Annotated in this window: 11 protein-coding genes; 4 read left to right on the plus strand and 7 right to left on the minus strand. The window is 27.6% G+C overall.

Annotated elements, in window-relative coordinates; translation table 11 throughout:
* Positions 1-36 precede the first annotated feature (36 nt).
* Together RT575_RS11120 and RT575_RS11125 are read left to right on the plus strand one after the other, a co-directional pair.
* Positions 37-903 (plus strand): DUF808 domain-containing protein, encoded by an 867-nt coding sequence (locus RT575_RS11120; RefSeq protein WP_313386634.1) that lies wholly within the window; start codon positions 37-39, stop codon positions 901-903.
* 206 nt (positions 904-1109) lie between these two features.
* A complete protein-coding gene (locus RT575_RS11125) occupies positions 1110-2837 on the plus strand; it encodes a T9SS type A sorting domain-containing protein (protein WP_313580869.1) in 1728 nt (575 codons plus the stop codon).
* A gap of 154 nt (positions 2838-2991) precedes the next feature.
* Here the strand turns inward: RT575_RS11125 and efp are convergent, their stop codons facing one another.
* The 7 genes from efp to RT575_RS11160 form a co-directional block, all read right to left on the minus strand.
* Entirely contained in the window at positions 2992-3558 is a 567-nt protein-coding gene (gene efp / locus RT575_RS11130) for an elongation factor P (protein ID WP_019973560.1), read from the minus strand.
* Between the two features lie 29 nt (positions 3559-3587).
* Positions 3588-4373 carry an acyl-ACP--UDP-N-acetylglucosamine O-acyltransferase gene (gene lpxA / locus RT575_RS11135; protein ID WP_313580943.1) on the minus strand — a complete coding sequence of 262 codons (786 nt, stop codon included), beginning with the start codon at positions 4371-4373 and terminating at the stop codon, positions 3588-3590.
* Between the two features lie 19 nt (positions 4374-4392).
* A complete protein-coding gene (locus tag RT575_RS11140) occupies positions 4393-5781 on the minus strand; it encodes a bifunctional UDP-3-O-[3-hydroxymyristoyl] N-acetylglucosamine deacetylase/3-hydroxyacyl-ACP dehydratase (RefSeq protein ID WP_313386632.1) in 1389 nt (462 codons plus the stop codon).
* A 6-nt stretch (positions 5782-5787) separates the two neighbouring features.
* On the minus strand, positions 5788-6813 hold the full coding sequence (gene lpxD / locus RT575_RS11145) for a UDP-3-O-(3-hydroxymyristoyl)glucosamine N-acyltransferase (RefSeq protein ID WP_313580871.1): 1026 nt from the start codon (positions 6811-6813) through the stop codon (positions 5788-5790).
* 88 nt (positions 6814-6901) lie between these two features.
* Positions 6902-8116 carry an HD domain-containing protein gene (locus tag RT575_RS11150; RefSeq protein WP_313580873.1) on the minus strand — a complete coding sequence of 405 codons (1215 nt, stop codon included), beginning with the start codon at positions 8114-8116 and terminating at the stop codon, positions 6902-6904.
* Between the two features lie 129 nt (positions 8117-8245).
* Positions 8246-8767, minus strand: a complete 522-nt coding sequence (locus RT575_RS11155; RefSeq protein WP_313580875.1) for an ankyrin repeat domain-containing protein — start codon at positions 8765-8767, stop codon at positions 8246-8248.
* Positions 8768-8829: 62 nt separating this feature from the next.
* Positions 8830-10341 carry a catalase gene (locus tag RT575_RS11160; protein ID WP_313580876.1) on the minus strand — a complete coding sequence of 504 codons (1512 nt, stop codon included), beginning with the start codon at positions 10339-10341 and terminating at the stop codon, positions 8830-8832.
* A 398-nt stretch (positions 10342-10739) separates the two neighbouring features.
* Here RT575_RS11160 and RT575_RS11165 point away from each other — a divergent pair, with 398 nt between their 5' ends.
* A complete protein-coding gene (locus RT575_RS11165; protein ID WP_313580878.1) occupies positions 10740-12293 on the plus strand; it encodes a bifunctional response regulator/alkaline phosphatase family protein in 1554 nt (517 codons plus the stop codon).
* Positions 12294-12698 (plus strand): tRNA (adenosine(37)-N6)-threonylcarbamoyltransferase complex ATPase subunit type 1 TsaE, encoded by a 405-nt coding sequence (tsaE, locus tag RT575_RS11170; RefSeq protein ID WP_313374237.1) that lies wholly within the window; start codon positions 12294-12296, stop codon positions 12696-12698.

Raw genomic sequence — 12698 nt, forward strand, 5'->3', positions numbered from 1 at the left:
ACTATAAACAACTATTTATTAAATTGATATAATTTTATGGCTTCAGGAATTTTTGCAATACTAGATGATATTGCAGCATTAATGGATGATGTAGCAGTAACAAGTAAAGTTGCAGCAAGTAAAACAGCAGGAATTTTAGGTGATGATTTAGCTGTAAATGCAGAAAAAGCTACAGGTTTTTTATCTTCAAGAGAAATACCTGTCTTATGGGCAATTACAAAAGGATCATTTATTAATAAATTAATTATTGTCCCTATTGTATTAGTACTAAATCATTTCTTACCAGAAGTAATAAAATATATTTTAATACTTGGAGGTTTTTACCTAGCTTTTGAAGGTGTCGAAAAAATTCTTCATTATGTATTACATTCTTCAAAAAAAGGACATGAAGTTATAGAAAAACATGAAGAAGAAGAAAATAAATCTGTTTCTGAAAAAGCAAAAGTAAAATCTGCTATTATAACAGATTTTATACTTTCTATAGAAATTGTAATTATTGCTTTGAGTACTGTTCTGAATGAGCCAATGCTTACACAAGCAATAACTGTTGCTATTATTGCAATTTTAGCTACAATTGGTGTTTATGGAATAGTTGCACTTATTGTACGAATGGATGATGCTGGTTACAAGTTAATTAATGTATCTAAAAACAAAGGAATGATTTCTAAATTAGGTCATTTATTAGTTAAGGCTCTACCCTATGTAATAAAATCCTTAGGAGTAATTGGAACAATAGCATTAGTACTTGTATCTGGAGGTATTTTTGTTCATAATATTGACTATATTCATCATCATTTACCTAATATTCCTTCTATTATTAGCGAAGCCATGATAGGACTTATAGCAGGGACAGTAGCTGTAGCTATTATTAATCTTACAAAAAAAGTTTTAGGAAAAAAATAAATAATTTATAGGGTTTTAGGAAAATTCCAAAAAGGTCAGATAGTTAAATATTTAACTATCTGACCTTTTTTTATTCATATAAATAACTGATTTAAAACAAATAGTACTACTAATTTAAAAAAAACAAGATTTAAATCATTTAAAAAATTATTAGAAAGAGATAAAGATTAGTAGATTTGTATTCTAATTTAGACTAATTAAAAATAATGAAACAATTTTTTATACCTTTTCTTTTAATATCTACTCTTTTGAATGCACAAAAATTTGAAGAAGTACAAACCAATATCTCAAATTATGGTTATGGTTCTCTAAATATTGGAGACTTTAACAATGATGGATTTCAAGATTTACTGATATGTGGTGATAATACATATTCACAAACACAATGTGATATCTATAAAAATGACAATGGAATATTTACACATTTCCAAAAATTACCTCAATCTACATATTTAGGAGATTTAAGGTTTGTGAACTTAAGAAATGATGATACTCTAGATATCATTTTAACAGGTCAAAACAGAGAAAATATAAGAGAATATAAAACATATCAGTACCAATTTAAAAATAATAATTATGAATTAATAAATTCAAGAGATGGTGGTAAAATCTATTCAAGTTTTGCATATGCCGACTTTGACCACGATGGCCAATTAGATCTTTTTTTAAATGGAATCGAAAATTCTACTCATGATGAAATTGGAAAATATTTACTCCACTTTCTAAAAAATAATAAAGGTGAATTAACATATTCAGAATTATTAGGTGGAAGTCAAAATGGAGACTTTGTTATCTCTGATTTTAATAATGACGGTTTATTAGACATAGCTATTTTTGGTATTAATGGAGAAAATGAATCCGAAGAAGAATATGGTGCTTTTTTCAATATTTATTTAAATAATAATGGTACTCTAGAGTTAAGTGAAGAAAAATATGGAATGCTAAATGGTTCTATACAATCTGCCGATTTTAACGGTGATGGTTTTCAAGACATTGTAATCACTGGTTTAGGAAAAAATGCTAATGATTCCCCTACTACATTATATTTAGAAAATGATGGATATGGTAAATTCATCGAACATGATTTAGGAAAAGGTGTACAAACATTTAGTTCTGTAAAATCAATGGATATTGGAGATTTAAATAATGATGGATATTACGATATTCTAATGATTGGTGAAGATGAGGAAGGTGAATATTCATCAAAAATATTTACATATAATCCCCAGTCAAAAGATTTTTCATTAGAAGAAAATACTGGTTTAGGCGTATTTTCTATCTCCACAAGTCTACGATTATTTGATTATAATAACGATAATCATTTAGATCTTGTTGTCGTAAGTGGAGATGAATTATATGAACCTAAAACATCTTTATATAAAAATATATCAACAGAAACTAATAATGCTCCTACCCCTCCTACAAGTTTAAAAGTAAATACATCAGATGATAAAGCTATATTTTCTTGGAATGGTGCAACAGATGATAAAACACCTATTAATAGCTTACAATATGAATTAAGTATTGGATCAGAAAAAGGTAAGTCTGACATTTTGAAATATATTGTAACGACTAATAATTGGTTTATAAATAAAGATTTTCTACCAAAAAATTTCTACTGGTCAGTTAAATCTATTGATGCATCAAGAGTATATTCAAAAAAATCAGACGAACAATCAGTAGATAATTTATCTACAAATGATATAACAATCAAAGATTTAAAAATTTATCCTAATCCTACACGTGATTTTATAAATATTCAATCAACAAAAACAATTAAAAACATGAACATTTACAACCTATCAGGTCAAAAAGTTATGTCTCAGTCAAATTCAAAAACTGTTAATGTACATTCTTTAAATAGAGGAATATATATTGTAGAAATAACATTAGAAGATGGCCAAACAGTAAAAACAAAATTAATTAAACAATAAATTTAATCTCTTTTCTTAATATTTTTGCAACTTAATGAAGCACAGAATCTAATTGAAAGATTCTGTGTTTTTTATTTTAAATTATTCTTAAAATATTAAAATAAAAAAGCTCCCTAAATTAGAGAGCTTAATATTATTATATTAAATAGAGAAATTATTCTTTTATACGTTCAACGTAAGAACCATCTTCTGTATTAATTTTTACTTTATCTCCTTCATTAATGAATAAAGGTACTCTAATTTCTGCCCCAGTTTCTGTTGTAGCAGGTTTAGTAGCATTTGTAGCTGTATCTCCTTTTAAACCTGGTTCAGTATATGTAATTTCCATAATTACAGTATTTGGTAATTCTGCTGCCAAAGCAGTTTCATCTGAAGCACGGAATAAAATTTTAATTTCGTCACCAGCTTTCATAAACTGAGCATTGTCAATTAAATCTTTATTTAAATAAACTTGAGAGAAATCATCATTGTTCATAAAATGGAAACCATTATCATCCTCATATAAATATTGATAATTTCGTGTTTCAACACGAACTTCTTCAATTTTATGACCAGCAGAAAACGTATTGTCTAATACTTTTCCGTTTGTTAAAGATTTTAATTTTGTACGAACGAAAGCAGGACCTTTACCTGGCTTAACATGTAAAAATTCGATAATTTTGTATGTATCATTATTAAATACAATACATAAACCTTTTCTAATATCAGCAGTTGTTGCCATTTTATATTTTCTTTATTTATATTATTTAATTAAACTCCAGAGCTATATCCTTTCATAATACCTCTATCACTTGTATTGATAAAATCTAAAATAACTTCGCGATAATGAGAATCAGGAAATTTCTCTAATATTTGTTCAACAGCTTGAGACACATTATTTTTTTGTTGATATAAAATTCTATATATCCCTTGAATTTCAAAAATTTCTTCAGAAGTAAAACCTTTTCTTCTTAAACCTATTGCATTTACACCTGCGTAAGAAACTGGATTCTTAGCCGCTTTAACATAAGGAGGAACATCTTTTCTGATTTGCGTAGCTCCAGCAATAAATGCATGTTCTCCAATTTTAGTAAATTGATGTACAGCACTATAACCACCAATAAAAGCATTATCTCCAACTTCTATATGTCCTGCAAGTCCAACTGAATTAACGATAACAACATTATCTCCAATAACACAATCATGTGCTATATGAGCTGTAGCCATAATCAAACAGTTTTTTCCAACTTTGGTGAAACCTAATGCACTTGTACCTCTGTTAACCGTAACACATTCTCTTATAGTTGTATTATCTCCTATGTATGTTAAAGTTTTTTCTCCTTCGTATTTTAAATCTTGAGGTTCACCAGAAATAACGGTACCAGGATAAATTTTACAATTTTTTCCAATACGCGCACCTGACATAATAGTTACATTTGGTCCTATCCAAGTTCCTTCTCCAATCTCAACATCTTCATAAATTGAAGAAAAAGGACTAATAGTAACATTCTCTCCTATAATTGCAGATGGATGAACATATGCCATCGGATGATTCATAACTTCCATTTCTTTTTTATTATTCTTTTGTAATAACTGCCATCATTTCTGCTTCAACAGCAATTTGATTATTTACATATCCAATTCCTTGCATATGAACAATACCTCTTCTGATAGGTTCTACTAATTCTAATTTAAATACAAGTGTATCTCCAGGGATAATTTTGCGTTTAAATTTAGCATTTTCAATCTTCATGAAATATGTTGAATAATCCTGAGGATTATCTAATTCTCCTAAAATCAGTAAACCTCCTAATTGAGCCATTGCTTCAATTTGTAATACTCCTGGCATAACAGGCTCTTTTGGAAAATGACCTACAAAGAATGGTTCATTCATTGTAACATTTTTAACCCCAACTAATCCTGTTGATGTTTTTGAAATTACTTTATCTATCAACAAAAAAGGAGGACGATGTGGTAATAATTTCATGATATCATTAATATCATATACAGGATCAACACTTAAATCAAATTCTGGAACCTTATTACGTTGAGCCAACTTTATTTGCTTACTTAATTTTTTTGCAAAATTAGTATTAGTATGATGACCAGGTTTAGTTGCTATAATTTTAGCCTTTAACTTTTTACCAACTAATGCTAAATCACCAACAACATCTAATAATTTATGACGAGCAGCTTCATTAGGATAATGTAATGTCAAATGATCTAAAATACCATTTGGACGTATAGATACATCTTCTCTATTAAATGCTTTACATAATTTTTCTTTTGTTTCTGGAGTGATTTCTTTATCTACATAAACTATTGCATTGTCAAGATCTCCACCTTTTACTAAACCAGCTTCTAATAATTGTTCTAATTCATGTAAAAAACAAAAGGTTCTTGCCTGAGAAATTTCATTTTTGAAATTTTTCATCGAAGATAAAGTAGCATTTTGTGTTCCTAAAACTTTAGTACCAAAATCCACCATTGCAGTAACTTGATATTCATCAGATGGAATTGCCGTTATTTCTGATCCAGTTTCTGGATCAACATAAGTAACAATTTCTTTTATTCTGAAGTATTCTCTATCTTTATCTTGTTCTACAATTCCTGCTTTTTCAATAGCCTCTACAAAAAACTTAGAAGAACCATCCATAATTGGAGGCTCAGCATTATCTATCTCAATGTAGCAATTATCTATATCCATTCCTACCAAAGCTGCTAAAACATGCTCTGTAGTAAGAATTTTAACGCCTTTTTTTTCTAAAGTAGTTCCTCTAGCAGTACTTACAACATATTGTGCGTCAGCTTCTACCTGAGGTTGCCCTTCTAAATCTGTTCTTACAAAAATAAATCCTGTATCAGGATCTGCAGGTTTGAATGTTAAAGTCACATCTTTCCCTGTATGTAAACCTACACCTTTTAAAACGGCTTCATTTGCTAAAGTTTTTTGCTTATCAGACATTAACTTTTATTTTTGTTTGATTTCTTTTTCTAAATTTTCTATTCGTTTCACTATTTCTGGAAACTTTCTAAAGTATACATACGATTTTCTAAAACTTGATGCTTCCATTGCTGGTGAACCATACAACTGTGTTTTACTTTCTATATCATTATTTATACCACTCTGAGCTTGTATTTGGACATAATCACCTATTGTTAAATGTCCTACAATACCAACTTGACCTCCAATCATACAATTACGCCCAATTTTTGTTGAACCAGCAATACCTGATTGAGAAGCAATTACAGTATTTTCTCCAACTTGTACATTATGAGCAATCTGGATTTGATTATCTAATTTCACTCCTTTTCTAATAATAGTAGATCCCATTGTTGCTCTATCAATAGTTGAACCTGAGCCTATTTCCACATTATCTTCAATTACAACATTCCCTATCTGAGGAATTTTTTCAAAAGAACCATCAGCGGTTGGTGCAAAACCAAACCCATCAGAACCTATGACAACATTTGAATGAATAATACAATTTTTTCCTATTTTAGAATCTTCATAAACTTGTACACCAGAAAATAAAATAGTATTGTCTTCTATTATAACATTATCTCCTATTGTTACACTAGGATATATTTTTACATTATTTCCTAATATAACATTTTTCCCAATATAAGAAAAACTTCCAACATATACATTTTCTCCCAATGTAGCAGATGTGTCTATCTTTGATAACTCTTCAATCCCTATTTTATTATTCTTTACAGAATTATAATATTGTAATAATTGTGTAAAAGCGTGATAAGCATCTTCTACAACTATTAAAGTAGAAGATATAGAATCTGTTGCTACAAAATCCTTGCTAACAATAACAATTGATGCGCGAGTTGTATAAATGAAATGCTCATATTTCGGATTTGCTAAAAACGAAATAGACCCTTCTTCTCCTTCTTCTATTTTCGACAAAGTCGAAACTTCTACATTTTCATCCCCTTTTATAGTACCTTGCAACAATTGCGCAATTTCTGTAGCTTTAAATTTCATAGTCTGCAAAACTAATAATTATTCTTAAATTTTTAAAATGAATATTTAAGTTATTTATTTTTATTATCAAAGATTATAAATGAATAATTTAAATACTATGATAATGTATTTTTATAATTTCTTTTTGTAAAAATTGCGTTAATAAACTTTTCCCAGAATTCGAAATTTCTTTGACAGAACCATTTTTAAACAAAATTTTTATAGGACTTTTATTCTTGTCATAAGGAACAACTTTTATTGTTGTTTGCTCTACAAAATAGCTAGCGTCATCTATTAGATATTCTTTTTTTACACGATCTCTTTCTTTTAAAAATTCGTTATCAGATATTTTTTCTTCTAGAAGATAAGATTTAGGTAAAACTCTCTGTATAATATTTTTAGACAATTTACTTAAAATAAAATCGTCATGAAATTGCCACTCTTTAATTGCTGATAGAACATCTGAATCGTCAAGAAAAGTAAAAATTTCTAATCCTTTTTTTGTAGAAATTCCTTCTTGATTTTCTTGTAAAAAATAATTTAATGCTGACGTTGCAAAAAGTTTTTCTCCTTTTTTTGTTAATTCTTTTGCTCTACGCAAAACACTAATTAAAAAATTTTCTGCTGTAAATGATTTTTTATGCATATAAACCTGCGTATACATAAACATTCTAGCCATTAAAAATTTCTCTACAGACGGAATTCCTTTTGCTTCAATTACTAATTCATTATTGGAAACATTCATCATAGAAATTATTCTTTCTGGATTTATACTTCCTTCTACAACTCCAGAATAAAAACTATCTCTTTTAAGATAATCCATTCTATCGCAATCTAATTGACTTGAAACCAGTTGAGTTAAAAATTTTTTTGAATAATTACCTTTAAAAATTTCTATTGCTAAAGTTAATTCTCCATTAAAAAAGATATTCAATTCTTCCATTAGACGAAGTGATATCTGTTCGTGATTAGAATTTTTTATAATTGAATGCTCTAATGAGTGAGAAAAAGGACCATGTCCTAAATCATGTAGTAATATAGCAATAAGAACTCCATTTTCTTCCTCTAATGTAATTTCAACATCTTTTCTTTTTAAAATGTTAAGTGCTTTTTGCATTAAGTGCATACAACCTAAAGCATGAAGAAATCTAGAATGTTTAGCTCCAGGATATACTGTTTCAGTTAATCCTGTCTGTGAAATCCTGCGTAATCTCTGAAAATAAGGATGTTGAATAATTTGATAAATTAATTCATTAGGTATTGTTATAAAACCATGAACTGGATCATTTATTATCTTTAACTTATTTTTGTTTAATGAATTCAAACGCTATATTTTGTAACAAAGATATAAAATATAGCTATTTAATGTATAAAAATCACTAAATAGATTGTAATTATATCATAAATTTTCATTAAACAATATAATTACAATTAAATAAGATGAATAAAAAAATTATTTATTTGTTAAATAACTTATCATTTCATTATTTTCTTGAAGTTTTGCATGATCTAACGCTGTTTTTCCACTTGAATCTTTTATTGATAAATCAGCTCCAGCAGAAATTATTCTTTTCGCAACATCATTTCTTCCAAAAGTAACTGCAAAAATAAGTGATGTAGCTCCGTTAAAGTTAACTTCATTTACATTTGCTTTATTGTCTAATAATAGATTAATCATCTCTAAATTACCTTTAAATGAAGCTCCCATCATTGCATTATTACCCGATAAATCTTGAGCATCAGGATTTGCTCCTTTTTCTAAAAGTTTCTTTGCTACTTCTATATTTCCATTGTATACAGCTAAAATTAATGGCGTAAAACCTTTAGAATCTTTCAGATTTATATCTTCTCCTCTATCAATTAATTGTTCTGTTAAAGGTAAATTATTTGTTCTTACTGCAGAAAATAAATCTTGAGCTATAACAAAGTTTCCTATTATAAATAGGAATAAAAATTTTATAATTATATTTTTCATTTTACTATTTTCTATCAATTAAACTAGGAGCAAAAGTTCATTTGCTCCAAAAATTTTATATGTTATAAATATTGTTTTATATCACTTAAGGATGTATTTGTCGATTTTAATAAACGATTTCCATATTCTTTATTTGCTTGGTAAAAATGAGCAATCATCTTATGAACTATTACTTTATTTTTCACACTATTTAAAGCTCCTGATAAATTCTTTATTAAATTATCTTTATCTTTTTTAGAAAATGATTCATACAATTCTCCAGCTTGTTTAAAGTTATTTTCTTTATCAATTACATGCTGTGTTGTAACTGTACCAGCTGGAAAAACTGATTTAGAATATTTAAACTTACTGTTATCAACAACGTTTGGTAAGTTAGTTGATGGTTGATAATTTACATCTCCTTCTTGTTTTCTAATTGACATATATCCATCCTGATTATATGTTTTCACTTCATTGATTGGTGAATTCACTGGTATTTGTTGAAAATTTCCTGATAAACGATGACGTTGTGTATCAAAATATGAGAATAAACGTCCTTGCAATAATTTATCTTCAGAAGCTTCTATACCTGGAATTAATGTAGCTGGAGAAAAAGCAGATTGTTCTACTTGTTGAAAATAATTAGTTGGATTTTGGTTCAATGTCATTGTTCCAACTTTTATAAATTTTGCTACAGATTCTGGCCAAATTTTAGTAACATCTACTGGATTAAAATCTAAATGATCAAAATCTTCTTTTTTCAACATTTGTACATACAAATCCCATTTTGGATAATTCCCTTTTTCTATTTCATTATGTAAATCTAACGTCGCATGTTCTATTTGAGTCGCTTGAATTTGATTCGCCTCCTCTTGCGTCAAATTTTTTATTTGTTGTTGAGGAATCCACTTGTACTTCACATAAGTTACTTCTCCTTTATTGTTTACCCATTTATAAGCATGTACTCCATTTCCTTCCATTTGACGAAAATTAGCTGGTATTCCATAATCTGAAAATAACCATGTTAACATGTGTGTAGATTCTGGTAAATTGGAAAAGAAATCAAATACACGATTTGGATCTGATGCACCGTTTGTTAGTGGAGATGGTTTAAAAGCATGAACCATATCTGGGAATTTTATTGCATCGCGAATAAAGAATACTGGTAAATTATTACCTACTAAATCATAATTTCCTTGCTCCGTATAAAATTTAACTGCAAAACCTCTTGGATCACGGTATGTTTCTGGAGAACCTTGCTGATGTGTTACTGTAGAAAAACGAACAAATAGAGGTGTTTTTTTTCCTGCAGAAGATAAAAAATCAGCCATTGTAACATCAGAAAAATCAGAAGTAGCAATAAATTCACCAAAAGCTCCTGCTCCCCTAGCATGTACAACTCTTTCTGGAATTCTTTCTCTATCAAAAGCCGCAAGCTTCTCTATTAAATGAATATCTTCAAGTAATACTTGTCCATTATTACCAATTGTTTTGGAATTTTGATTATCTCCAACTGGAGATCCTGTGTTTGTAGTTAATTGTTGTGAAAAACCTACTGTAGAAAGAAAAACTAACCCTAAAACTCTTTTTTTCATTGTATTAATATTTAATTTTTATTACTTGTAAATAATTTTCAGCAAAACTAAATGTCTACAAACTATAAATCAAATCTATAAAATCTATGTTTTATAAGATTTTTTTATAGATTTTAATTATCAATTAGTTATAATTAAATTTAACAACACATCATATTTTATTATTTTATAATAGATTTTAATTATTAGCTTTATAGTAAATAATTTGCAAAATCAATAATTAGAATAGATTAATTATTATCTATCTATTTAAAAATATGGTCTTTCTGTATAAAAGTGTGAATACAATTTAATATTTTAGTCTAATGTTTAACATACAATTTTGATTTTAACATTTACTATATCTCTATATTTGGTACAATTCTTTCAATAGAATTTTAAAATAAAAATTTAGACAAATGGCAATAAAAATATTATGGATTGATGATGAAATAGATTTATTAAAACCTCATCAATTATTTTTAGATAAAAAAGGATATGAAACAACAATGATAAATAATGCTACAGATGCATTAGAAATTATTGAAAACGAAAATTTTGCCGCTGTACTTATTGATGAAAATATGCCTGGTCTTAGTGGATTAGAGGCATTACCTAAAATAAAAGAATTACGTCCTAATCTCCCTGTAATCATGGTCACTAAAAGTGAAGAGGAACATATTATGGAAGATGCTATTGGATCACACATTGCAGATTATTTAATAAAACCTGTCAATCCAAATCAAATTATCATGAGTTTAAAAAAGATTTTAGACTCTTCTAAAATTATTTCTGAAAAGACTGTAGTTAATTATCAGCAAGAGTTTCGAAATATAACAATGGAGATGATGAATGCTCGAGATTATGAAGATTGGCAAGAAATTTATAAAAAATTAGTTTATTGGGAACTTGAATTAGAAAATATAGAGGATAAAGCACTAAATGAGATTATAGAAAATCAAAAAAGTGAAGCTAATGCTGCTTTTTTCAAATTTATAGAACGTAATTATGAAGATTGGTTACACAATGAAGATGAAAGTCCTGTATTATCACATACAATTTTTAATAAATTAGTACGTCCACAATTAAGTAAAGATGAAAATGTTTTACTTATTTTAGTTGATAATTTAAGGTACGATCAATGGAAAGTTATTGAACCTATTTTTAATCGCTATTATAATTCTCAAAACGAAAATTTATACTATAGTATATTACCTTCTGCAACGCAATATGCACGAAATGCGTTCTTTTCTGGTCTAATGCCTTTGGAAATTGAAAAAAAATATCCTCAATACTGGTTGAATGATACTGACGAAGGAAATAAAAATATGCATGAAAAAGAACTTTTAGGCGAACAATTAAAACGTTTAGGATTAGGTGATTTATCATATAATTATTTCAAAATATTAAATTCTGATTTTGAGAAAAAAATTGCAGATGATTTCAATAATTATAAAAACAATAACCTAAATGTTATTGTTTATAATTTTATTGATATTTTATCTCATGCTAAAACTGATAATAAAATAGTTGGTGAAATGATTCGTGATGATAAAACATACCGTTCTATTACAAAGCACTGGTTTGAAAATTCATATTTAATGGAAATTGTAAAAAAAGCTGCACAAGATGGTATGAAAATTATTGTTACTACAGATCATGGAACAATATATGTAAAAGAGCCTACAAAAGTAATTGGAGATAAAGAATCTAGTACTAATTTACGTTACAAACTAGGTAAACAATTACAATATGATCCAAAAGATGTTTTAGCTGTCGATCAGCCAGAAAAATTCTTATTACCTAAGGTTAATGTTACATCAAAGTATATCTTTGCAAAAGAAAATTTATTTTTAACATACCCAAAAAATTATAATCATTTCGTAAATTATTATAAGAATACTTATCAGCACGGAGGTATTTCTTTAGAAGAAAATATTATACCAATGATTGTTTTAACACCAAAAAATTAAATGGAATTTATTATTCAAAATTTAGAAGAATTACCAGAAGTTGCAAAGGAAATTAAAAAGCAACTTGTACATAAAATTATAACTTTTGAAGGAGAAATGGGAGCTGGAAAAACTACTTTCATCAAAGAATTAGTAAAATCATTTGGAACAAATGATGAAGTTTCTAGTCCTACTTTTTCTATTGTGAATGAATATGATACTGATGAAGGTAAAGTTTTTCATTTTGATTTTTATCGCCTTAATCATGAAGATGAAGCATTAGATTTTGGAATAGAAGACTATATTTATTCTAATCAATTTTGCTTAATGGAATGGTCAAATAAAATTGCTAACTTTATCCCAGACGAACATCATACTATTTCTATAAAAAATGTAGATGGTATTCGTTATTTAAATTTTGAATAA

The sequence above is a fragment of the Chishuiella sp. genome (assembly GCF_032109125.1).
GTDB lineage: Bacteria > Bacteroidota > Bacteroidia > Flavobacteriales > Weeksellaceae > Empedobacter.